General features: G+C 63.4%; 18 protein-coding genes. 7 read left to right on the top strand and 11 right to left on the bottom strand.

All coding sequences use genetic code 11. The features are described from left to right. The first annotated feature begins 604 nt into the window (after positions 1-604). Both G3N96_RS02325 and G3N96_RS02320 read left to right on the top strand, forming a co-directional pair. The gene (locus G3N96_RS02325; protein ID WP_206136102.1) at positions 605-1,234 is read left to right on the top strand and encodes a TetR/AcrR family transcriptional regulator; all 630 of its coding nucleotides are present in this window, start codon (positions 605-607) and stop codon (positions 1,232-1,234) included. A gap of 579 nt (positions 1,235-1,813) precedes the next feature. After that, positions 1,814-2,413: a TetR/AcrR family transcriptional regulator gene (locus G3N96_RS02320; RefSeq protein ID WP_206136101.1), complete on the top strand. Its 600-nt coding sequence runs from the start codon at positions 1,814-1,816 to the stop codon at positions 2,411-2,413. 141 nt (positions 2,414-2,554) lie between these two features. Here the strand turns inward: G3N96_RS02320 and G3N96_RS02315 are convergent, their stop codons facing one another. Beyond that, the gene (locus G3N96_RS02315) at positions 2,555-4,015 is read right to left on the bottom strand and encodes an aldehyde dehydrogenase family protein (RefSeq protein WP_206136100.1); all 1,461 of its coding nucleotides are present in this window, start codon (positions 4,013-4,015) and stop codon (positions 2,555-2,557) included. A gap of 564 nt (positions 4,016-4,579) precedes the next feature. On the opposite strand from G3N96_RS02315, the gene G3N96_RS02310 reads away from it, so the two are divergent. The 5 genes from G3N96_RS02310 to G3N96_RS02290 all read left to right on the top strand — a co-directional run bounded on the left by G3N96_RS02310 (position 4,580) and on the right by G3N96_RS02290 (position 12,406). After that, positions 4,580-5,560, top strand: coding sequence for an aminotransferase class IV (locus G3N96_RS02310; protein WP_124579391.1), 981 nt, complete (start codon positions 4,580-4,582; stop codon positions 5,558-5,560). A gap of 405 nt (positions 5,561-5,965) precedes the next feature. Then, the gene (locus tag G3N96_RS02305; protein ID WP_124579393.1) at positions 5,966-7,285 is read left to right on the top strand and encodes a DUF1329 domain-containing protein; all 1,320 of its coding nucleotides are present in this window, start codon (positions 5,966-5,968) and stop codon (positions 7,283-7,285) included. Between the two features lie 16 nt (positions 7,286-7,301). Continuing rightward, positions 7,302-9,008: a DUF1302 family protein gene (locus G3N96_RS02300; RefSeq protein WP_206136098.1), complete on the top strand. Its 1,707-nt coding sequence runs from the start codon at positions 7,302-7,304 to the stop codon at positions 9,006-9,008. A 7-nt stretch (positions 9,009-9,015) separates the two neighbouring features. Then, entirely contained in the window at positions 9,016-11,415 is a 2,400-nt protein-coding gene (locus tag G3N96_RS02295; RefSeq protein ID WP_206136097.1) for an MMPL family transporter, read from the top strand. 16 nt (positions 11,416-11,431) lie between these two features. Further along, entirely contained in the window at positions 11,432-12,406 is a 975-nt protein-coding gene (locus G3N96_RS02290; RefSeq protein ID WP_241022430.1) for a YCF48-related protein, read from the top strand. A 195-nt stretch (positions 12,407-12,601) separates the two neighbouring features. Here G3N96_RS02290 and G3N96_RS02285 read toward each other — a convergent pair whose 3' ends face one another. From G3N96_RS02285 to G3N96_RS02240, 10 genes are all read right to left on the bottom strand, one after another. Beyond that, positions 12,602-13,291, bottom strand: coding sequence for a response regulator transcription factor (locus tag G3N96_RS02285; protein ID WP_206136096.1), 690 nt, complete (start codon positions 13,289-13,291; stop codon positions 12,602-12,604). An 80-nt stretch (positions 13,292-13,371) separates the two neighbouring features. Next, positions 13,372-13,662 (bottom strand): hypothetical protein, encoded by a 291-nt coding sequence (locus tag G3N96_RS02280; protein WP_206136095.1) that lies wholly within the window; start codon positions 13,660-13,662, stop codon positions 13,372-13,374. 194 nt (positions 13,663-13,856) lie between these two features. Next, positions 13,857-15,485 carry a choline dehydrogenase gene (locus G3N96_RS02275; RefSeq protein WP_206136094.1) on the bottom strand — a complete coding sequence of 543 codons (1,629 nt, stop codon included), beginning with the start codon at positions 15,483-15,485 and terminating at the stop codon, positions 13,857-13,859. A gap of 222 nt (positions 15,486-15,707) precedes the next feature. After that, positions 15,708-16,658, bottom strand: coding sequence for an alpha/beta hydrolase (locus G3N96_RS02270; RefSeq protein ID WP_206136093.1), 951 nt, complete (start codon positions 16,656-16,658; stop codon positions 15,708-15,710). Positions 16,659-16,690: 32 nt separating this feature from the next. After that, positions 16,691-18,181, bottom strand: coding sequence for an NAD(P)/FAD-dependent oxidoreductase (locus G3N96_RS02265; RefSeq protein ID WP_206136092.1), 1,491 nt, complete (start codon positions 18,179-18,181; stop codon positions 16,691-16,693). A 339-nt stretch (positions 18,182-18,520) separates the two neighbouring features. Further along, a complete protein-coding gene (locus G3N96_RS02260; protein WP_124579408.1) occupies positions 18,521-19,504 on the bottom strand; it encodes an alpha/beta hydrolase in 984 nt (327 codons plus the stop codon). A gap of 12 nt (positions 19,505-19,516) precedes the next feature. Then, positions 19,517-20,980 (bottom strand): NAD(P)/FAD-dependent oxidoreductase, encoded by a 1,464-nt coding sequence (locus G3N96_RS02255; protein ID WP_206136091.1) that lies wholly within the window; start codon positions 20,978-20,980, stop codon positions 19,517-19,519. Between the two features lie 52 nt (positions 20,981-21,032). Then, complete coding sequence (locus G3N96_RS02250) at positions 21,033-22,199, bottom strand: iron-containing alcohol dehydrogenase (protein ID WP_206136090.1); 1,167 nt, start codon at positions 22,197-22,199, stop codon at positions 21,033-21,035. Between the two features lie 29 nt (positions 22,200-22,228). Further along, entirely contained in the window at positions 22,229-23,722 is a 1,494-nt protein-coding gene (locus G3N96_RS02245; protein WP_241022436.1) for an NAD-dependent succinate-semialdehyde dehydrogenase, read from the bottom strand. A gap of 609 nt (positions 23,723-24,331) precedes the next feature. Continuing rightward, a complete protein-coding gene (locus G3N96_RS02240; RefSeq protein WP_241022428.1) occupies positions 24,332-24,727 on the bottom strand; it encodes a hypothetical protein in 396 nt (131 codons plus the stop codon). Positions 24,728-24,751 lie beyond the last annotated feature (24 nt).

The following is a 24,751-nucleotide window of genomic DNA, read 5'->3' as shown; positions in this document are numbered from 1 at the left end:
CCCCGGCGCGGGGAATTCGCCGCACCAGATGATGCTCAGCGTCACGATCGCGGTGCAGACGGTTGACTTGATCAAATGACCACGAATCCACAGGTACGAGTCTTATGCTTCGACAGGACATTGGGAATACGGAGTTTCCATTAGCCTCGTCATGAAGGCGCCGCACGAGCCAACGCAGCGGCGCCCCTTCCACGATCCGCACGGCTGCTTTACCGTGCACGTGTGACGGTCACCGTACCTGCGCTGCTCCGAGACAGCCTCATCGAAGCAGGAACGCATGCGCCGTTCGACGAGCGGAGCACCGCTTGATGCGCAGGGCCGATCCATGATGAACGCGGCCGCCTCCTGGCTCAGGACGCATGCCGCCGAATCGCATCACAGTGGCGATGTTCGTCCGGCGTCGCGACGCATCGACGTCGTCACCATGCCCGGCACGTCGCTGCGAACGGCACGTCTCACGCCGCCACGGCGGCGTAACATCCGTGCGGGACAACGCCTTGCATTGCTTGCGAAATGCCGCCCATCGTCATGCTAATATCCGAGGATTCGACTACCCTGCATGGGTAGCGCCTATGGACGAAGACATAAAACGGAGCGCTGGCCTATGCAGCGAGTACGGGCTGAAGTCCGCCGCCAGGACCTCGTAGCGGCGACTGTCGCGGTGATTGCAGAGCACGGTGTGAAGGGTGCCACGACCCGTCGCATCGCCGAGGCTGCAGGATGCCCACTGGCTTCCCTGCACTACGTCTTTCACTCGAAGGACGAGCTGCTGTTCGCCGTCTACGAATCCCTGATCGACTTGATCCGCTCGGATAGCCCCGAGGCGCCGGAGCACGGCACCCTGTCGGAACTGGCGGAGTTCAACCTGCGCTCCGTGATGGCCTGGTTCGAAGCCAACCCGGCATACGCGAAGACGCAATCAGAGTTGTACACGTGGGCCCTCAGACATCAGCCCGACATGGCCATTGGCGCCCTTCGCATATCCCAGGAAGGTGCCCGTGCCATGCTGGCCGCCGCCGAGCCTCGCGCGGATGCCAAGGCGCTGGATGCCATCGCGCGGCTGAGCATTGCCCTGGTCGACGGGCTGCTTTTCTCGTGGTTTGCCCAGGAAGATTCGAAGCGTCTGGCCGCCGATGTCGACCACGCCAGCAAGATGCTGGCCGCCTATGCGACGACGCTGTCGGCCGCTCGCCCTGCCGCCAAGACGCCTCGCAAGTCGGCACGGAAGCAGTAAGCTGCCGCCACCTGCCCCGAGGCGCCGGCTCCCCGGTGCCCTCATGGCGACGGCGACGCGTCGCCTCTTCAGGATGACCGCACGGTGCGCGGCGCGAGACGTTTGCAACTTCGTCTCATGCGCCGCCCTACTCGCAAGCTCGACTCGAAGGTGCGTTCAGGAACCGTTGCGCGCGTCCGGACGCACATGTTCGACGCGAGATAACGGGCAACATCCACACAGGCTGCGACCAAGCACCCCGTTTCCATTCGCATCGAAACCCGACCCTCCCGGCAGGCAGCCCTCGGTCTGACGTTGCCGCTCTCGCGCTCACGGGTTTACCTCCATCGACAGCGCCTCTTTGTCTGCTTAACGTTGACCGATCAATTGATCAAGTCAAACGATCTCATTTTCCAGAATCCGCTCGAACAAGCGAACTGAATATTCAGGGCACCTGCGGTCTGCTCCATTCATGGACAAACTTTCAAGAAGCCGACATAATTCACAGGCGTTATGGTCACTTGACCATGTATCACGGATAAACACTACGCCTGTGTACGACGTGAACGGAAGAGGATTTTCGGGTACCGGAGTTTACCAATGACAAGAGTTCGCGCTGCGTTGCGGCGACAAGATTTTGTTGACGCTGCCGTTGAAGTCATCGCCGCGCACGGCGTCGCTGGAGCCACCACGCGGCGAATCGCTGAAGCCGCAAGCTGCCCTCTGGCATCGCTGCATTATGTATTCCATACCAAGGACGATCTGTTCGACGCGGTTTACGAATCCCTGTTCGACCTGCTCGCGGCGAACGCCCCCGCTGACCGGGAATTTCAGTCTTTCGGCGAACTCGCCGGATGGCAGCTGCGCAAGAATGTCGAATGGCTCGTGCAGCATCCTTCGTATGCCCGAGCACAGTCCGAACTGATCCAGTGGGCAGCGCGTCATCGCCCCGATTTCGCGTTGAAAACCTATGTCCAGACGATCGAGCGAACGATCGCTTACCTCGGCAAGTGCGCGCCACAAGTCAACCCTGACGCGATTGAATCCGTCGCCAGAATGAGCATCATCCTGATCGATGGATTGCTGAACAGCTGGCACGGAGACACGAATATGCGCCAGCTCAAGGCGAACCTGGATAGTGCCAGTGCGGCTCTGGAGGCGTTTGCCACCTCGCTCTCGCACTCGACGGTACAGGCTTGAGCGTCGCCGTGGCGTGTCATTGCGCCATTGCCGGTAACCCGACGAAGCGCATCCACACGATGCGCCATGACAGGCTTCGATCCTGTCGCCTTTCCGTAGACGGGCGTCCGCATACCGCCGGGCGCCCGTCGTCGATTCCCGCTAGCTAACGGCGCCCGGCGCTGCGCCGAACATCGACTTCGTCTCGAGGAACTCCTCGATGCCGGCGTCGCCCCACTCCCGTCCGTTGCCGGACTGCTTGTACCCACCGAACGGCGCCGCGATGTCGACGGGCGCGCCGTTCAAATGCACCATCCCGGTCCGCAACTGTCTGGCGACGCGCTCCGCCTGTTCGATCGAGTCGCCATAAACGTAGCCGGACAATCCGTACGGCGAGTCGTTGGCAATGGCGACCGCGTCCGATTCGTCCTGATACGGGATGATCACCAGGACGGGGCCGAAAATCTCCTCGGTTGCAATCGTCATGCGATTGTTCACGCGGCTGAAGACCGTCGGCTTGACGTAGTAGCCTCGTTCCAGGCCGGCGGGATTGCCGAGCCCGCCCGACAGGAGCACCGCGCCCTCGTCGATGCCCGTCTGGATCATCTCCTGCACCTTGCGATGCTGGCGCTGGTTCGCCATTGGCCCCATGGTCGTACCGGGATCGCGCGGATCACCGACGACGACCTGCGCGCACGCCGCGACGGCAATCTGCTCTGCCTCCCCGAGCCGATGCGCCGGCACCAGCATGCGCGAAGGCGCGGTGCACGTCTGGCCGGAGTTGGCCATCATCTGGAGCACCCCATGCGTGACGCCCTGCTGAAAGTTTTCGCTGTCCAGAATGATGTTCGCCGATTTTCCGCCCAGTTCCAGCGTCACCCGCTTGATCGTCGTCGCAGCGGCCTGAGCGACCTCCACGCCGGCGCTCGTCGAACCGGTCAGCGACACCATGTCGAAGAGCGGGCTGGACGCGATGGCCCTGCCCAGGCGCTGCCCGGAGCCCTGCACGAGATTGAATACGCCGGGAGGTACGCCGGCCTTCTCGAGGATCTCGGCGAGAACAATCGCCGAGTACGGCGCATTCTGACTCGGCTTCAACACGATCGTGCAACCCGCCACCAGCGCCGGCGCCACCTTGCACATGACCTGGTTCATCGGCCAGTTCCATGGCGTGATCAACCCGCACACCCCCACCGGCTCCTTCACGATCCGCGACGTGCCCTGGGTGCGTTCGAACGGATACCGCTTCGCCACTTCCAGGGTCGTATGAAGGTGCCAGAGCCCCAGTGCCGCCTGAAGCGGGCGAGAAATGGCGTCCATCGGCGCGCCCATCTCGAGCGTGATGGCGTCCGCCATATCCTGCAACCGCTCGGTGTAGGCAGCGATCACGCGCTCGAGCATCGCGAGCCGCTCGACGAGCGGCGTGTTCGCGAATGCCGCGAACGCGTCGCGCGCCGCCTGCGCGGCCAGGTTCACATCGGCTTCGTCGGAGAACAGCAACGCGCCGGAGACTTCGCCCGTCGCCGGATTGATGATGTCGTGCTCCACACCACCGTTCACCGGCTCCGCCCAACGGCCGCCGATGAACGCCTTGCGGAGATGGTCTGCTTCGAAAATCGGCATCTGCTCGCTCCATGTCATTTGGTATCGAGGGCGAGTCTTCACCCTTCCGGATCGCCCGTGAAGATCCATACTAACGTCTTTTTTGATCATTTGGCCAAGTCACATGACTCGGTAATAATCTGTATTGCCACCGGCAAGCCAAAGTAAGACGCTTCAGGGAACGAACCGTCATGCTGCCGCGCAAGATTTGCAGCGCATGTGACCGGATGATGAGGGAGACGACATCACGCGGCTTGACGCGACGCTCGCAACACACCGAAGCCTCGCGACCCAGGCGGATCGGTTTGGTCCGCCGGAATGGGCGCTCGACGATCACCGACCGGCAAGCACGAGTCTGCTCGCCGCTCGCGTATCGAGGCAAGCATCACAGAGGGTTAACCTTCATCGACAAGGAATTTTTCGAGCAATACTTTCCACTACACGGTCACTTGATCAAGTCATATGGCAGACTTCACGCCGGATAGCCAGGAAGTAAGCAATCCGCAAGGAAGCGCACCGCGATCCGGTCGCTTTTGACGTCAACATCGAACGACAACTCTCCCTCGGGAGCGAAAGGTAATTACCATGGCAATCATTCAAGTCCAGCAGATCATGCACGAGAATCCGCTGCATGCTCGCGCTCCACATGAACCCCGCTATGAAGATGGCAGCGCCTTCTGTGACGGCAAATACGTTCCCATCACCGAAGCGACCGTCCCGCTCGTCGACGCCGGGTTCCTGCACGCCGACGCCGCCTACGACGTCGTCACCGTCTCGCGGGGCAACTTCTTCCGGCTCGACGATCACCTCGCGCGCATGGAAGAGTCGTCGGCGAAGTTCTTCCTCGAGAATCCGTTCAATCGTGACCAGGTCCGGGACATTCTCCACACGCTCGTGCGCAACGCCGGCCTGAAGGACGCGTACGTCTGGTGGTGCGTCACTCGCGGGCCGCTGAGCGTCGACCGCCGCGACCGCAGCGCAATGAAGAACGCGATGTTCGCGTTTGCCGTGCCGTTCTTCTTCCAGGCCGACGACGAGGTCCGCACGCGCGGCTCGAACCTGCTGATCAGCAAGCGGTACAACCGCATTTCCGCGAAGGCGGTCGACCCCACGGCGAAGAACTTCCACTGGATGGACATGAAGCTCGCGCTCTTCGAAGCCATGACGCAGGAGAAGGACTGGGCGGTGCTCGTCGACGAACACGACAACCTCACCGAAGCAGCCGGTGCGAACGTCTTCTTCGTCAAGAACGGGGAGCTCCACACGCCGGCTGAAGGCTGCCTGCTGGGCATCACGCGCCAGAGCGTGTTCGATATCGCCGCCGAGCTCGGCATCAAGGTGAACATCGGCACCTACACCGCGACCCAGCTGCGCGAGTCGGACGAAGCATTCACGTCGTCGTCGGCAGGCGGGATCATGCCCGTCAGCGCAGTGGACGACCAACCGCTCGGCCACCACAACGGCCCCGGCCCGATCTCCGAGAAGATTCACAACCTCTACTGGGAAAAGCGCTGGGCAGGATGGCACGCTCAGCCGGCTGAATACTTCTCGTCGGTCCCGGCATAAGCCGGAAGCCAGAACCCGTTCGACAGTGGCGCGTACGAAGCCGGTCCGGTCGAACAAGCCGTATCCGGCCCTGGCGGGCGCCCAATAGCCGCATGCATTGACAAGCCGTCCGGCGCCCCACCCAGGCGCCGGACAATACGAACTTCCACGTCATGGCGATGACCTGGAGTTCGGTGACTCAGTAAAACAAAGTACAAGCACACCCCAATTCATTTCGCATAGCTAATAAATGGACGTGGCAATCGGTACCTTCATCCGTTTTCACCTATGCACAACCCTTTGGCGGGCGCACGTTACCTGGTCAAGGTCAAGGAGATAGCCGTGGTCAAGACTCATGCTTTCAAGAAATCCGCTTCGCTCATCCGATCGGCAGCGAAATTGTCCGTCATCGCTTCCGCCGTCGCGATGTCTTTGACCGGTGCGCTTGCGGAAGGGACGGATGCATCTCATACGCCGTCGGGCGCCGAAATCGCCGGCACCGCGAGCGGCATTCCCGCCTGGACCCCCGTGGGCAACGTCGGGGCGGGCTGGAGCTACGGCAAGCGCCGCGCGGATTTCTTCAAATACAAGTCCGACAAGCCGCTGTACACGATCGACGCCAGCAATGTCGACAAGTACGCGGACAAGCTCAACCCGGGCCAGATTGCGCTGCTGAAGAACCTGAAGGGCTTCACGATGCCGGTCTATCCGTCCCGGCGCACGTGCGGCGTCCCCGATTTCGTCGCGGAGAACACGAAGAACAACGCGGGCTTCGCCAAGATGTCGGCCGACGGATCGGAACTCGCCGATGCGCACCTGCCCGGCTACCCGTTCCCTGCGCCCAAGACCGGCGCGGAAGTGATGTGGAACGCGAAGCTGCACTATCGCGGCGCCGGCGTCGAGATGCGCGACATCATCACCGTCGTCTCCCCGCGCAAGGGCGCGTCCGACTGGATCAAGAACGTGTCCGACGCGTGGATCTACCAGCCGTGGGGCGACAAGGCCGGCACGACGTTCGCGAAGGTCAACCAGGTCGAAGGCAACGCCTACTACGCGTACAAGTCCCCCGCAGCGATTGCCGGCCAGGCCGCGATCTTCACGACCTACGCCGGCAAGCCGACCGAAGTCTTCTACTACTTCCCGGGGCAGCGCCGCACCCGTCGCATGCCGTCGTATGCGTACGATGCGCCGCAGATCGGCTTCGACAATCAGTACAACATGGATGAAGCGCTGGTCTTCTCCGGACAGACGGACCGATTCTCCTGGAAGCTGCTCGGCAAGAAGGAAATGATCGTTACCTATAACGACCTGGGCATGTACGACTTCTCGGAGAAATTTGAAGATGCGTACGGCCCCGACTTCGTGAACCCGTCGAAGCGTCGCTACGAACTCCATCGCGTGTGGGTCGTGGAAGCCACGGTCAAGCAGGGGATGCGCCATACCGCGCCCAAGCGCCTCTTCTACGTCGACGAAGACAGCTGGAGCTACCTCGGCGCGGTGGACTACGACGCGCAGGGCAACATCTCGAAGGTTCGCGAGGGCTACATCATTCCGGTGTACGAGACGGGGAGCTGCGACACGCTCGCATTCGCTCAATACAACCTCGTCGACGGCCGGTATCTCGTGGACGGTTCGATGCTCGCGGCCGGACGGGACGCGAAGTGGTCGGTCGACTCGTCGGCGGACCAACACTACAAGCCGAGCTTCTACAACGCCGATAATCTCCGTGCGTTGAGCGAGCGTTGACAGGGGCCGAGACAAAATGGCTAGCACCTCCTCATTACAGCCCCGCTCCAGCGTGGTGTTCGTGCGCGCGGCAATCGCGGCGCTTGTCGCCGTCGGGTGCGGCGGCGCGCACGCCTTCACGTTCACGGTCGGGAACGTCGAAGGCAGTTTCGATTCGACGATCTCGGCAGGCGTCGGCATTCGCACCGCGTCGCCGAGCAGCAATCTCGTGTCGCCGACCTACAACGTGGCCACCGGTGCGCAGACGGGTGGCGGCCGGCTCGGTCAGTTGAGCGGCCTTTCCGATCAGGGCGACATCAACTACGGCAAGGGAGATCCGTTCACGAGCTATCTCAAGGGCAACCACGAGCTGGTCCTGAAGATGCCGTCGCAAGGGCTCACGTTCATGGCACGGGGCACCTGGCAATACGACTACTCCGGCACCCGCACGACAGGCGCGACCAGCGGACAGGACCTGTTCTACAACCCTTCGCCCAACCTGAGCGGCGGGCTCCCGTCCGATGCCGAGAAGAACATCCGCTTCAAGCCGCGCCTGCTCGACCTGTGGGTCAGCAAGCAGTTCAACGTCGGCGACCAGATTGCCCGCGTCCGCGTGGGTAACCAGGTCGTCAGCTGGGGCGAAAGCATCTGGGAAATCGGCGGCGTCAATGCGACGAACGCGATCGACGTGAATCGCGCGTCCCAGCCCGGCGCGCAGGTCAAGGAGATCATCCTGCCCGCGCCGATCGTGAGCGTCGCCTCCGGCGTGGGCCACGGCGTGAACGTCGAAGGGTACTACCAGAGCAACTGGAACCAGAACTACCTGCCGCCGGTTGGCAGCTATTGGTCGAATCAGATCGTCGGGCCCGGCAACAACACGTATGGCGTCTCGACCGTCCATCCGAAGAACGGCGGGCAGTATGGTTTTTCCATTCGCTACCAGCCGGCGGGAACGGACCTGAATCTCGGCTTCTACACGATCGCGTACCACGACAAGTTCCCGCAAGTCTCGCTGAGTTCGACGGGCGGGACGGTCTTCCGGTTTCCGGAAGACCGCCACATGATCGGTGTCAGCGCCAACTTCCCGGTGGGCGACTGGGCGATCGGTACCGAGCTCTCGTACCGGCCGCGAGATGCCGTTCCGCTGAATCCGGCCAGTGGATGCGTCGCGCAAGGGGGGAACTGCTGGGTCGACGAGAAGCGATTCCAGTGGCACCTGACGACCCTCTACTCGCTGCAGCCGGGCAATTCCGCGGCATTCCTGAAGCTGCTCGGCGCCCAGACCGCCACACTCACGACCGAGACGGTGATCATTGCTTATCCGGGGCTTCACAAGAGCTACGGCGGGTCGCCGATTTCACCGGGCGCGCTTCTGTGGGGGAACGAATTCAACGATTTGTTCGCGACCGGCGCACTCAACACGCCGGGGAGTGCCCAGGGAACGAAATACTCCGGCGGGATCGACGTCGATTTCAACTGGGTCTACGACGGCACCCTCATTCCCGGGTGGCAGGTCAATCCGGGGATATTCGTCCGGTACGGCCTCTTCGGCAACACGCCGAACGTGAATGCCCAGTTCATGCGCGGCGTGACGGCCATGAACCTGTATGTGAACTTCATACAGAACCCGGCGAACTGGCAGGTCGGATTGAACTACACCCGTTTCATGGGCCCGACCAACCCGCTGGCCAACCCGCTACGTGACAGGGACTTCGTGGCAATCGTCGCATCTCGCAATTTCTGAGGTCAATATGAATCAAACGCCTGTTTCCGACGCAGCCCGACCCAGCAAGCTGCTGAGAATTCTTCATTCGCTGGAAAATACGCTGTTCGGTCACAGGCGTCTCGTGCTGGGGCTCCTGGTGCTTTTCACGGTCGTCATGGCCTGCTTCGCCGTCAAGCTGCGCATGGATGCCGGGTTCGAGAAGCAACTGCCGCTGGGCCACGAATACACGCAGACGTTCAACGCGTATCGCGGTGACCTGCTCGGCGCCAACCGCCTGATCGTCGTCGTCAAGGCCCGCAAGGGCAGCATCTGGACGCCGGCCGCGTTGAAGCGCCTGTATGAAGTCACCCAGGCGGTCACCTTCCTGCCGAACGTGTCCCGCAGCAGCGTCCAATCCCTCTGGACACCGAATTCATTCGTCAACGAGATCACCGAAGACGGATTCCGGGCCGACCCGCTCATCCCCGGCACCGTGACGCCCGATCAGCTGGACAGCAACACGGTCGGCGCCATTTCGCGCTCGACCGCCCAGGGCGGTTTCGTCGGAAGCCTCGTGTCGCGCGACCAGAGCAGCGCCATGGTCACCGCCGATCTCAACGAGCTGGATGCGAAAGGTGAGCGGGTCGACTATGTGGCATTCGACAAGGCGCTCGAATCGCAATTGCGCGCCAAGTTCGAGGATGCGAACTATGAAATCCAGATCATCGGTTTCGCGAAACAGATCGGCGATATTGCAAACGGTGCGTCGTCCGTCCTGAAGTTCTGCGCGATCGCCCTGCTCCTGACCGCGCTGGCCGTCTACTGGTACTGCCGCTCCATTCGCCTGACGATCCTGCCGCTGACCTGCTCGCTCGTCTCGCTCGTCTGGCAGTTCGGCACGCTGCATCTGCTCGGCTACGGGCTCGACCCGCTGGGCGTGCTGGTTCCGTTCCTGGTGTTCGCGATCGGCGTGTCACACGGCGTCCAGCAGATCAATTTCATCGTGCGCGAGATCTCCCACGGGAAGTCGGTGGAGCAAGCCGCTCGCTCCAGCTTCAGCGGGCTGCTGATTCCCGGCACGCTCGCCCTGGTCACCGCGTTCGTTTCCTTCGTCACGCTGATCCTGATTCCGATCCCGATGGTGCGCGAGCTCGCGATCACCGCTTCGCTCGGCGTGGCGTACAAGATCGTCACGAACCTGGTGATGCTGCCGCTGGCCGCGTCGTTGCTCAAGGTCGACGGCAACTATGCGAAGCATGCGGAGCTGCACGCCGTTCGTCGTGGCCGCGTGCTCCGCGTGCTCGCCAAGGTCGCCATTCCGCGCAATGCGGCGATCGTCCTGCTGGCCGCCGTCGTGGTGTTCGCCGTGGCGGCCTGGGAAAGCCGGGACCGCGTGGTCGGCACGCTGCAGGCCGGCGCGCCCGAGCTGCGTGCCGACGCCCGGTTCAACCAGGATTCGGTTTCGATTGCATCGAGCTACGACGTCGGCCTGGACTGGATTTCGATCGTCTTCGAAGCGCCGCCCCAGTCCTGCAACAACGTGGAGGTCGGCGCCTACCAGGATCGCTTCGTGTGGTCGATGCGTGCCGTCCCCGGCGTGTTGTCGGTCGTCTCGTTCTCGTCGTTGCTGCGCCAATACAACGAGGGATACAACGAAGGCAATCCGAAGATGTCCGCGATCCCCATCGATCCGGACAACTATTCATCGCTCGCCGGCGAGGTGGCCCGCACGCCCGGCGTGATGCGCAAGGACTGCAGCATGACCGCGGTGAACATCTATCTGGCCGACCACAAGGCGACCACGATCACCCAGGTGATCGACGCCGCGAAGCATTTCCGCGAGTCGAACAAGCTGCCGGGCGTGAAGATCCGGCTCGCATCCGGCAACGCCGGCGTGCTGGCCGCGGTCAACGACGAAATCGAGCGCAGCGAATTGCCGATGATGCTTTACGTCTATACGACCATCGTCCTGCTCGTCCTCGTCACGTACCGTGACCTGCGCGCGGTTCTCGCCTGCTGCCTGCCGCTGACGATCGGCACGTTCATCGGATATTGGTTCATGAAGGAGCTGCAGATCGGCCTGACCGTCGCCACGTTGCCCGTGATGGTGCTGGCGGTGGGCATCGGCGTCGACTATGCGTTCTATATCTACAACCGCCTGCAGCTGCATCTCGCCAACGGCATCGGCATCGTCAAGGCGCTCGAACAATCGATCCTCGAGATCGGGACGGCCACCATCTTCACGGCGATCACGCTCGCGATCGGCGTCGCCACCTGGTCGTTCTCCGAGCTCAAGTTCCAGGCAGACATGGGCAAGCTCCTGGCGTTCATGTTCATCGTCAACATGGTCATGGCCATGACGGTTCTGCCCGCGTTCGCCGTCTGGCTCGAGCGCATCTTCCCGCGGCGCAAGCCCGCCCGTGCCCCCGGCCTGCTCGCCCATTGAAGAAGAAGAGGATTCCATGACCCTGTATCGCAAGCTTCTCTCCCTGTCGGCCGGCGCCGTCGTCCTTGGCGCGCTGCTGGGCAGCATGCCAGGCGCGGTAGCTGCATCGGAACTCCGGCCCGTTCCGGCCGTCCAGTCCAGCATCGCGACCCAGTCCCCCGTGCTCGATGCGACCTGGGCCGGCACGCGGGTCGTGAGTGTCGGCGCGAACGGCATCGTCCTGCTGTCCGACAACCGCGGTGCGACGTACCGTCAGGCCAAGTCCGTGCCCGTGAGCTCGACGCTGACGTCCGTCAGTTTCATCGACGCCAGGACAGGGTGGGCAGTCGGCCACTGGGGCGCGATCCTGAAGACGACCGACGGCGGCGAGACGTGGGCGGTTCAACGTCTCGTGACGAGCGAGGATCGCCCGCTGTTCGGCGTGCATTTCATCGATGCCAACCACGGCGTGGCCGTCGGACTCTGGTCGCTCATCCTCGTCACCGATGACGGCGGCAAGACCTGGACCAAAAGAGAAGCCGTGCTCCCGAACGGCAAGAAGTCGGACCTGAATCTGTTCGGTCTTTTCTCGAACGGCAATGGCGAGATCTTTGCCACGGCCGAGAAGGGGCAACTCCTGATCTCCCGGGACAAAGGCAACACGTGGGAGAGCGTGGAGACCGGTTACAAGGGGTCGTTCTGGTGCGGCGTGGCGCTGCCCAACGGCGTGCTGCTGGTCGGCGGGCTGCGCGGCACGCTGATGCGAAGCGAGGACAACGGCCATACCTGGTCACGCGCGACGCTCGACACCCGGAATTCCATTACCGCGCTTGCGTCCCGTGGCTCCGCGGTATTGGCGGTCGGGGTCGACGGGCTGCAGGCTCAAAGTAACGATGATGGCAAGACGTTCCAGCGCCTGCGCACCCAGACCGGGACGACGTACACCGCGGCGCTCCCGTCGACGGGCGACAAGTGGCTGATCTTTTCTCGCGACGGGGTCGTCGCGCAGTAACGGTCGGAAGTCTGATGCACGTGGCGGGCCGCGATCGTGAATCGCGGCCCGCTGTATCGAAGCCTGCCTGACCTCGGATGGAGCGGGGTGTCAAACGGCAATCGAGTTCTCCCACTCCGGGGGCACGGATCACTCGAAGGAGAAGCGGCTGATGGACGAACCGCCGCGTCACGCCACGCGCGACACGCTCCCCCGTCAGCCGGATTTTCGAAGTCGATAGCCGATGCCGTGCACGCTTTCCACGATGCCCGACGCCCCGGCGGCCATCAGCTTTCGCCGTAACCGGCTCATGTGGCTGTCGACGGTGCGTGTGGATGCGCTGACGTCCGCCATGCACGCATCGAGCAGTTCGACGCGCGTAAATGCACGATTCGGCAGCCTGGCCATGTGAGCCAGCAGGCGGAATTCGACGAGTGTCACGGAGACCGGCGTTTCGCCGGAGGACGTTCTCACGCACGCCATATAGCTTTCCGTATCGACTTCGAGCGCACCGACCCGAAGGCGACGTTCAGGCGCGAGCGTGCCGGAGCGGCGAAGAATCGCGAGCAATCGCGCGACGACCACGTCCGGGTCGAACGGCCTGACGATGTAGTCGTCGACGCCGGCGTGCAGTGCGCGCAACTGCTCCCCGTCCCGGTCACACGCCGAAATGACGACGATGGGGGCATCGCTTTGCCGTCGAAGCCTGGCGAGCATGTCCAGGATATCCGCACACAGTTCACGGACGTCGAGAATGACCAGATCCGGCTTCAGGCTCAGTTGCGTGGCCAGCACGGTCTGGGCGGGGTGGGTCTGGAATGTTCGAAAGCCATGGCGAGTCAGGCAGGTATCGAGCGTTGACGACATTTCCGGTGCGTCATCCGCGATGAGTATGAGCGAGTGCATGATTGAATTTCCGAGTCGTTGCCTTTCGTGCACGCGGACACCTTGCGGACAGCGTTCAGGCGCCGCACAGGGGGCCCCGTTCACGGGCATGGCTCGTCGAATTGAAGACGGCGTTCGGCATGACACACGCCGAAGCCATCGGGATAGATGGCTGGGGAAGAATATTTCCTGCGCCCGGACATGGCCGGACGCCGAGCGAGATCGATCGGCCGACGGGTTCCTCGGTTGCGGCGACTCATCGCCATGAAGCAAGCAGCGGTCTTTCTCCGGTTGTTGGCGCATGCAGGTCGCCACCCGGCATCCGCGCGTCGGGTGGCGGCATCGCTTGCCTCGTGCTCGCCTTGCGCTTCAACGAGCAGGGGTGCGTTCATGATCGGCGGTTGGCCGCATCACCAGGAGTCACCGCGCGAGCGCTCGACGCCAGAAAGCGCGCGACGCCCCGGCAACGTCCAGTCTCGGCGAGCCCTTGCCTTCGGGTCGTGGACGTTGCTGCACCCATCATGCTCGCAACGTTCACGTGCGGTTGAGGCCTTCGTGCCGACGAACGTCGGCACGAGAAGGCCACTCACACCGCGGTTTCCGGCACCGCGGACGGGAATCGGGAGATCCTCCGGATCAGATCAGAGGCTTTCTCACCGATCATGATCGTCGGCGCGTTCGTGTTTGCGCCCACCAGCGTCGGCATGATCGAAGCATCCACCACGCGCAGGCCTTCCGTTCCCCGTACGCGCAACTGGGAATCGACGACGGCGAGCGCGTCGTTCCCCATGCGACACGTTCCGACCGGGTGGTACACGGTGTCGGTCCGCTCGCGCAGCAATGCACGAATGTCGTCGTCCGATCGCGACCGGGACGCGAACAGGTCCTCCGTCACGAACTGGGCCATCGCCGGCGCCGCCATCAACCGCCGGGTCAGCTTGTACCCCTCGACCAGAACCTCGAGATCATCGTCGTGCTCGAGGAATGCCGGGTCGATCAGCGGCGCATCGAGCGGATCGGCGCTTCGCAGCTTGACCGACCCACGGCTTTTCGGCCGCAGCAGGCACACGTGACAGGAAAGACCGTGTCCGAGCTGCACCTTCCTGCCGTGATCGCTGACGGGCCCGACGACGAAGTGCATCTGAACGTCCGGTCGATCGAGGTCGGGACGCGTCTTCAGGAACGCGCCGCCTTCGGCGAAGTTGGTGGTCAGGGTACCGGTTCGCGCGTTCCGGTATTGCCGGATGTCGCGCAGCGTCTTGATCGCGCCGCGTACCGATACGCCGAGCGCATCCAGGCTGTTCGTCTTGTAGCTGACGACGACGTCCGGATGATCCTGCAGGTTCTCTCCCACGCCCGGGAGATCGGCGACGACCGGGATGCCGTGACGCTCGAGTTCGTCCTTCGGCCCGACGCCGGACAACATCAGCAACTGCGGAGATTGAAGCGCGCCCGCGGCAAGGATCACCTCTTTCTTCGCCCAGACCGTCTCGACATTCCCTCCACGCGTGACCTCGACGCCCACGGCCCGCTTGCCGTCGAACACGATGCGCCTGACCTGCGCGCCCGTCTCCACCGTCAGGTTGCCGCGCGTCTTCAGGTGCGGAAAAAGGTACGCGCGTGCCGCGCTCCAGCGCTCGCCATTCTTCTGGGTCACCTGGTAGATGCCGACGCCTTCCTGCTCCGCACCGTTGAAATCGTCCGTGACGGGCAGGCCGCACTCTCGCGCGGCGTCCAGCCAGCGCGCCTGGAATGGATTGTCCGTCCTCAGGTCGCTGACCCACAGCGGGCCGCCGCGCCCGTGCCATTCATTGCCGAGCCGCTCGTTGTGCTCGCTTCGCTTGAAATACGGGAAGACGTCGTTCCAGCCCCAACCCTCGTTGCCGAGCGCAGCCCAATCGTCGTAGTCGGCATGATGCCCGCGCGTGTACACCATCGCATTGATCGCGGACGATCCGCCCAACGCCTTGCCACGCGGCTGGTAGCCGCGTCGCCCCTGCAGCCCCTTCTGGGGCACCGTCTCGAACGCCCAGTTGTTCAGCTTGGACGGGATCATCAGCACCAGGGCGGCCGGCACGGTGACGGGCCATCCATCGCCGGTGCCGCCTGCTTCGAAGAGGCACAGCGTCACGTCGGGATCTTCGGTCAAACGCGAAGCCAGCACGCTGCCTGCCGAGCCGCCGCCTACAACAAGATAATCGAATGAGTTCTTCACGGGTCTGTGTCCTCGATAGATGCCTGAGCGCTTCACAGGCAACTACCTGATGCATCGATTCCGCCACGCGCGTCGCGGCCTCAGCGAGCCGCCGCGCGATCGGCTTCATGCCGTCATGCATCAGCACTGCGTGGCCGCATCGGCAACGTTGGCGGTCATCCATCGCACCGCGTGCGGCCACGAAATGGCGAGAAGCGAAATCAGGTCGCTTCCGCCGACGTATCAATGGTGCTGTGCGGCGCCGAGCAACGTTCGAAAACTCGCGATGCCCTTCTCGATCCACGCCTGGGCGCCCGGGGAGACCGCCCCCATGTCGAAGAACCCGTGAATCATGCCGTCGCACCGGATCGTGTCGACCTTCACGCCGCTTGCGTGGAGCACGCGGCCATAGGCCTCGCCCTCATCGCGCAGCGGATCGAATTCGGCGGTCAGGATGACCGCAGGCGGCAACCCGGCAAGGTCCTTCGCACGGATCGGCGCCAGTCGCGGATCCTCACGGTCGGTCCCGTCGGGCACGTAATGTCGCTCGAACCAGGCGATCGTCTCGAGATCGAGAAAGTAGCCTTCGCCGTTTTCCTTGAACGAAGGAAAGCCGGCGCGATCCTGTGCGACCGCGGGGTAGATCAGGAACTGCGCGGACAGCGCAATGCCGTCGGCGTGCAGTTGCTGGGTCACGACCGCGGCCAGATTGCCGCCGGCGCTGTCTCCGGCCACCGCCACGACGTCGCTGCCGCCCAGCTCACCCGCGTTCGCGATCACCCATTTGGTGGCGGCGATCGCGTCGTCCGCCGCGGCCGGATACGGATGCTCGGGCGCCAGCCGGTAATCCACCGAGACGACGACCGCGTTGGCGCCGCGCGCCAGCTCCCGGCACATGTTGTCGTGGGTATCCAGATCGCCGATCACGAATCCGCCGCCATGGAGATAGACGACCGTCGGCAGATTGCGCTCCTGGGTCGGACGGTACAGCCGCGCCCGCAGCGATCCGGTCGCGCCGGGAACGGTCATGTCTTCCACGCCGTGAACGTCGACCACGGCCTCCGGTACGCGAACGGCGCGCGCCAGATGCTGCATCAATCCGCGCGCCTCTTCCGGGCTGGACTGCGACAGCGGTTTCGCGCCGGACCCGGCAAGGGATTCGAGAAAACCAGCGAGGTGCAAATCGAGTGCCATAACTTCACCTTTATTCGAACGTTGCGCGGAAATCAGCGATACACGAGGACTTCGGCATCCGGGCTCAATTCCGGAATGGTCTGGCGCTCCTCCTCGTACTCGAAGTGGTGCTGCCACGGCATGCGATCTCCACGCAAGTGCATCTGGTGTTGCGAGCGCATCACGTACCCGGCATTGAAGTTGTTCGGGTCGGTCCACGGCAGCCGCTGCATGTCGGCGTCTTCGGCGCGCAGGCACGGCTCCACCGTCTTCGCGCCCACCTTGTCCATATGCGCGAGGACGCGGCAGGTGAATTCGCACACGAGATCGGCGCGCAACGTCCAGCTCGACCGGTAATAGCCGTAGATGAACGCCATGTTCGGGATACCCTCGATCATCATTCCCCGATACGAGACCCGCTTCGACATGTCGACCGGTTCGCCGTCGAGGTGGAACGCGATCTGGCCGAAAGCGCTCATGTCGAAGCCCGTCGCCGTCACGACGATGTCCGCCTGCAGGTGCTCGCCCGATGCCAGCACGATGCCGCTTTCGTCGAACGATTCGATGGTGTCCGTCACGACGGACGCCTTGCCCTCCCGGATCGCCGTGAAGAGGTCGCCCTCGGGCACCGCCGCCACGCGCTGCTGCCACGGGCGATAGCTGGGATTGAAGTGCTTGTCGACGTCGAAGCCTTCCGGCAGCTGTTGCCGGGTCTCGTTGATCAGCCAGTCGCGAACGGCGTCCGGGTTCGCGGCGGACAGGTTGATCAGGTCGAACGTCTGCTTCAGGTGCGCACGCCGCAGAATCTCGGAGCGCCACGCCTCGGGCAGGCTCAGTTCGCGAAGCGTCGCGTCCAGCTGGTGGGTCCAGGGAACCGCCGTGAAGAACGTCGGCGACCGTTGCAGCATCGTCACATGCGCCGCGGTGCCGGCCATCGCCGGAATCAGCGTCGCGGCGGTCGCGCCCGAGCCGATCACGACCACCCGCTTGCCGGCATAGTCGAGGTCTTCCGGCCAGTGCTGCGGATGCACGACCGTTCCCTTGTAGCGGTCGAACCCGTTCCACTTCGGCGTAAAGCCCTGCCGATGGTCGTAGTACCCCGCCCCGAGCCACAGGAAGTCGGTGGTGATCGTGAAGTGTTCGCCCGTATCCTTGCGCGACACCTCGACCGTCCAGCGCTTCTGCTCGCTCGACCAGCTCACCGTTTGAACACGATGCCCGTAGCGGATCTTCGAACCGAGGTCGTATTCCTTGATGACATCGCCCAGATAGCTGTGGATCTCCTCCGCCGTCGCGATCGAGCGGCCCTGCCACGGGCGGAATCCGAACGCGTACGTGTACAGGTCGCTGTCGGAACGCGCGCCGGGGTAGCGATGGGTCCACCACGTACCGCCGAATCCATCCATGGCTTCCAGGATGGCGAACGAGCGGTCCGGCAAGTTCATGCGAAGATGACAAGCGGCATCGAGCCCCGAGATCCCCGCCCCAATGATTAGTACCTCTATGTGCTCAGGCAAACCCGAATCTGCTTGATTCTTAGTCATGAGATCCCTCCGATGACCCGTTATTGAAAATATCCGTAACGCCGCACGACTAGATCAATAGACTTGGTCATGTGACTACGAAAGAAAAAGACGCTCGTACGTGCATGCCGGCGACGACGTTTCAAGCCGGTACGCGACACCCCCCCATGCACCCGGCCGGACACGCACGCGGATCATTGAGGTGTGCATCCCGGTTTGACCGGTCACCCCGAACATGATCAATTGACCAAGTTCTACGGTTCCCAGTCTATGCAGTCGAAGGACAATTTGAATCGGGAGTTTCCATTACACGATCGGTCGCGCGGGCCGAATGCGCCGGCCCGCGCGACGATCGACGCGTCAAACCTCGAAGCCGTCTGCTTCGGCAAGCCGCCGGACAAAGGAAGCGGCGCGATCCAGCAGGTATCTCGCTGCCGGGATCGTGCGCGCTGCGGTAATGATGCCGTGATGATGCCCGGGTAGATGGAGGTGCTCGACCGTGCTCCCCGCGCGGGCCGCGCATGACGCGTAGGCAATGCCTTCGTCACACAGCGGATCCAGCCCCACCGTGGCAATGAACATCGGCGGCTGCCGCCGGCCTTCCGCATGCAGCAGCGGGGACAGGCGGGGAAGATCGAACGGCGTGCCGGCCGGCACGTAGTGTTCCCGGAACCAGCGCATCGACTCGGCGACCAGCGGAAATCCGCCTTGAATGCGCTGATAGGACGAAAGCGCCGCCGTCAGGTCCGTCACGGGATAGAACAGGATCTGCCCGATGATCGCGGGTCCCGCCGCCGGTGCCGCATTGGCGATGAGGGTCGCCATGTTGCCGCCGGCGCTGTCGCCCGCCAGGATCATCCGAGACGCGTTGATGGCGAGCGCGGCAGCGTTGGCCGCGAGGTAGTCCAATGCCCGCTCGCAGTCTTCGAGCGGGACCGGCCACCGGTGCTCCGGCGCTAGCCGGTACTCCACGGAAGCGACAGCACACCCGCCGTGCCGTGCGAGATGACGGCAGATGCCGTCATGCGTGTCCACGCTGCCGATCACCCACCCGCCGCCGTGAATGAAGACGATCAGTGGTTTGCGCTCGACGCGCTCCCCGGCGGGCGGACGATAGAGCCGTACCCGAATGCTGCCGTCCGCGACGGGCACGTCGATATCGTCGTGGGCAACCGCTTCGTCGGCGGCGAGGCCGTTCAATTCGCAGGCCCGCACGAAGTTCACGCGCGACTGGTCGACGGAAAAGCTGCCGTAGTGTCGCCCGCCCAGTTCGCGGAACGCCCGAACGGCGTCCCGCGCATCGTCAGCCACCTCGGTCAGCGGCAACCAGTGCACCGATGTCATGGGTATCCCCGCTCAGATCGCAGCGAACACGCTTTGATCCCATCGCGTCACGGCGCGGTATTCGTCGACCGTGCCGGGCCAGTTGTTGATCACCTTGCCTTGCGCGTTCTTGTACCAGCTCGAGCAGCCTGCCGAAAACGCCGAGCCGGCCATCGCCGATTGCAGCTTGCCGTTGTATTCGTCGAACACGGCCCGATCGACGTCGACCGCCTTCACGCCGGCCGAAGCCATGCCGCCGATCGCGTCGATGATGTAGTTCTGCTGGATCTCGAGCATCGACACGATGGAGTTGTGGTTCAGGTTCGTATTCGGCCCATACAACATGAACATGTTCGGAAAGCCCGGCACGGTCATGCCCAGATAGGCTTCCGGGCCGTCCGCCCATGCCTGGGCCAACGTGCGGTCCGTGCCGCGAACCTGCAGGCTGCCCTGGAAAGCCTGACTCTCGAAGCCGGTTCCGAACACGACCACGTCGAACGGAAGCAGGCGGCCGTCCCGGGTCACGATGCCCTCGTCGACGAACGATTCCACTCCCGCCGTCTCCAGCGCGACGTTGTCGCGCATGAGCGCCGGATAGTAGTCGTCCGATCGCAGAATCCGTTTGCATGCGTATTCATAGTCCGGCGTCAGTTGCTCGCGCAGGACCGGGTCGGGCACCTGGCGATGCAGGTGCGCCAACGCGAGACTCTTGCCTTCCTGCTGCGCGCTGGTCCCGATCCGGGTACGCTCGAACCCGGACTCGCGGAACGCGTGCAGCGATTTCCGGCTTTCTTCGAACAGATGGGGCTCGCGCTCGTAGGCATCGAGCTGTTCCGCCGAGAAGACGATCTGGTTGCGCGGCATGATCCAGTTCGCGCTTCGCTGGAATACCGTCAGGTGGTCGACCTTCGGCGCGATGAACGGCACATACTGCACGGCGCTGGCGGCGTTGCCGATGCTTGCCACCCGCTTGCCGCTCAAGTCCACGTCGTGCCGCCACTCGGCGGAGTGGAAATACTCGCCGTTGAAATCGGCCAGGCCGCGAACCGCGGGGATCATCGGGCGGTTCAGTTGCCCCCATGCCGGCACGAAGAACCGTGAGGTCATCCGGGAGCCGTCACTCAGCGCGAACCGCCAGAGGCTGGCACCGGCATCCCATTCGGCACTGCGAATCTCGAGGTTGAATCGCAGGTGTTCCGTCAGGTCGAACCGCGCGGCGAGCGATTTCAGATAGTGCAGCAGCTCGTTGCGGCCGGCATACATCGCGCTCACGCGCAAATGCGGATGGAAGCTGTAGCAGTACAGGTGCGATTCGGTATCGCACGCCGCGCCGGGATACGAATTGTCCAGCCACACGCCACCGAGATCGGGACGTTTCTCCAGCACGACGAAGTCGTCGATGCCCGCGACTTTCATGCGGGCGGCCATGCCGAGGCCTCCGAAGCCTGCACCCAGGATAACGATCTCGTGGTGCTCAATCCTTTCTACATTGTTCACGGTGCATTCTCTCTATTAACGTTACGGCGACTGCGGATTGGCCGGCGTCGGTTCAGTAGGCCTGTTCGTACAGGCGCAATGCATCCGACTCGGTGACGACGACCGGATTGTTCAACAGCAAGCGCTGCTGCTTCATCGCATCGGCCGCGAGGGTCGGCAGGCTCGATTGCGTGACACCCACGTCGCGCAAACGCCGCGGCGCGCCGGATCGGTCCATCAGGTCTGCCAGGAAGGCGATGAACGCCGCCGTGCGCGCCGTGGCGTCGCCCGTTCCCCCCGCGCCGACGACGTCCGCCAGTTCCGCATAGTGCGAAGCCGCCGCGTCGGCGTTGAAACGCAGCACGGGCGCCAGCATCAACGCGTTGGACAAGCCGTGCGGGATATGGAAATGCCCCCCCAACGGATACGCCAGCGCATGGACCGCGGCCACCGGGGCGTTGGCGAACGCTTGGCCCGCCAGCGTCGCGCCGAGCAGCATGGCTTCACGTGCGCGCCGGTCCGCGCCGTTTTCGCAAGCCGGGATCAGGTGGCTCACCAGCAATCGCAGCGCCTCGCGCGCGAGCGCGTCGGAGATGGCGTTCTTCTTGTGCTTGCTGGTATAGGCCTCGATGGCGTGAACCATCGCGTCGATACCCGTCGCAGCGGTATGGCTGCGTGGCAGGCCGACCGTCAATTCGGCATCCAGGATCACCTTGTCGGCATACAGCTGACGTGCAACGATGCCCATCTTGGTTGTTTCGTTAACCGAAACGATCGAAATGTTGGTGACTTCCGACCCGGTACCCGCCGTCGTCGGGATCTGCACCAGCGGCAGGCGCGCGCCCTGAACGTTGCCGATTCCGTACATTTCCGCGATCGATTGCCGCGACACGGTGAGCACGGCGGCCAGTTTTGCGATGTCCATCGACGAGCCGCCGCCCAGGCCAATGACGACGTCCGCCTCGGCACCGCGCGCGAACTCGACGCAGCGCAACACCACGTTTTCCGGCGGATCGGCCACGACCTCGTCAAACACCGCCACGCGGAATCCCGCGGCTGCCAGCGACGCTTTCGCCGGTTCCAGCACACCGGCCTCGTGCAGCCCGGCGTCGGTCACGATCAGGACATGGCGGCGCTCCGTCCATGCCGCCATCACCTGACCCAGGCGGCGCGCACAACCCCATTCCTGGAGAATGGACGGAACAGTTTCGAAGAGCATCGACTGCGGGAGCATTTCCATTGACGTTTCCTTGATGCGGACGGTGGCCGTTAGACCTGGGTGCACAGGTACTTGATTTCCAGGTATTCCTCGATGCCGTAACGGGAACCCTCACGGCCCAGGCCCGATTGCTTGACCCCGCCGAACGGCGCGACCTCGTTGGAAATCACGCCGGTATTCAGGCCGACCATGCCGTACTCGAGCGCCTCACCCACACGCCAGATGCGGCCGTGGTCGCGTGTATAGAGATAGGCGGCAAGCCCGTACTCGGTGTCGTTGGCCATCGCGATCGCTTCCGCTTCATCCTCGAAGCGGAACACCGTGCCGACGGGCCCGAAGAGTTCCTCGCGCGCGACGCGCATGCCCGACGTTGCATCGGCAATGACGGTCGGCTCGAAAAACGTGCCGCCGAGCGGATGGCCTTTTCCGCCGGTGACGATGCGTGCGCCTTTGCTTACCGCGTCGTCGATCAGTTGATTCAGGTGGTCGCAGGCGGACTGCTGGATCAGCGGCCCCTGCTGCACCCCCGGTTCGATGCCGTTTCCGACCTTGAGCGCCTGGACTCGCCGGGTAAGCGCGTCGACGAAGCGGTCATGAATGCCGGCCTGGACGAGAAAGCGATTCGCGCACACACAGGTCTGGCCGCTGTTCCGGTACTTCGACGCCATCGCACCTTCAATCGCCGCGTCGAGATCCGCGTCGTCGAACACGATGAAAGGTGCGTTGCCGCCGAGCTCGAGAGAGAGTCGCTTGATCGTCGCGGACGACTGGCTCATGAGCACGCGGCCGACTTCGGTCGAGCCGGTGAACGAAAGCTTGCGCACGACCGGGCTGGCCGTGAGCACCGCGCCGATCTCGCGCGACGGGCCGCACACCACTTGAAGGACACCGGCCGGAATGCCCGCGCGCTCGGCCAGCACGGCAAGCGCAAGCGCCGTGAGCGGCGTCAGGTCCGCGGGGCGCACGATGATGGAGCAGCCTGCAGCCAGTGCCGGCGCGACCTTGCGCGTGATCATCGCGGCAGGAAAATTCCACGGCGTGATCGCGGCACACACGCCGATCGGCTGACGAATGACGACGATGCGCTTGTCGCCTTGCGGGTGAGGGATGACGTCGCCGTAGACACGCTTTGCTTCTTCGGCGAACCACTCCACGAAAGAAGCCGCATACATGATTTCACCGCGGGCCTCCGCCAGCGGCTTGCCCTGCTCCGACGTCATGATCAGTGCGAGATCGTCGGCATTGGCCACGATCAGGTCGTACCAGGCGCGCAGGATCTTCGCGCGCTCGTGGCTGGTCCGCTTCTGCCAGGCTTGTTGGGCAAGCGCCGACGAGGCAATGGCCTGCTCGACCGCCGCGGCGCCGAGGCTGGCCACGCGCGCCAGGATGTCGCCCGTGGCCGGATTCGTGACGGGAAACGATCGGCCGTCCGTGCCCTCCGCCCATCCCGACGCCAGCCACGCACGCGTCTCCAGCAACGCGCCGTCTCGCAGTTGGGCGCGTAGCGCCGAAGGGTCAATCGCGTGGTTCGTCCTGCTGTGCATTTCGTTCACGAGCAATGTCTCCAGAAATTCTTGTTTTTCAACCCTGGCGCTTTCAGCCGACGGGCGAAAGCTGCCCAGGCGTCGATACGCGGACGCCTGCTTCATCTCCCGGGATTTCGCCAACCTTCCGGTGGCCGATGCGCGCCAATTGCTACGCCACTCGGACGCCTTCGCAAAATGTTGCCCACGTCTGGACAATCCGCGATCGAGCGGCGGCTGCCAATTGGGGATGAAACATGCATATGGGTCACCTGACATGGTCATTTGACCATAAACCATTTTTTGCGGCAACTCAGTAGTTGCACGGGCCTTCGGTGACTCGTTGGGAGATGACGACGCGAGGCCGGGGAGTCGCTCGGTGACTGCAATGGCAAGGAGATCCGGCAGATGCACTCGGCGGCGTATCAAGCCAATGCGACGCCACGTGCCGTCAACGGCACGGGCATATTTGCCCTACCTGACGGCAACTCGATGCGCAGGTGAATCAGGTCACGGAATGGCGGCTGCGGCTGCACGGTCGAGCGGCTCTCATCGACCCGAATCGGACAATTTCGACCACCCCGGACGGAGCTTCAAATCAGGGCTCGTCGCCGCACGTCGAATGTATGATTATTGGAGCGCTCGGTAGCCTTGATTCAGCAATCGCTGACGTATCCAGGTGCTGCCATGGCGAGCACTGTAGATATTCTTTGCCACGAAGAGTATTAAAGCCGCAATCAAAAGGGCCGGACGGCCGGAGGAACAGAGGAGACCGGAGGCAGCATCGACAGCGGCCATCCGCCCTCCTTGAACAACCAATCTTTCGGAGTATGCCCAGATTGTGCCGAATATCAGGGCAGACCAGTTGAAACCGAGCTTCACGCGCTGCTCCGGCATGGTCGGATGGATCATTAAGGTTGACGGCATCGTAGATAGGGAATTGATTACGGCGATATGTCGATTATCGCCCTGGAAACGACGTTCTTTAGACGTCCAGCTGCGCATGATCCAATACTGGACGGACATTGCGGACAATCCTGACCTCGCTGT

The organism is Burkholderia sp. Se-20373, from assembly GCF_017104705.1.
GTDB lineage: Bacteria > Pseudomonadota > Gammaproteobacteria > Burkholderiales > Burkholderiaceae > Burkholderia.
Note: the sequence above shows the minus strand (reverse complement) of the source record. Positions and strands in the feature narration are given on the sequence as shown.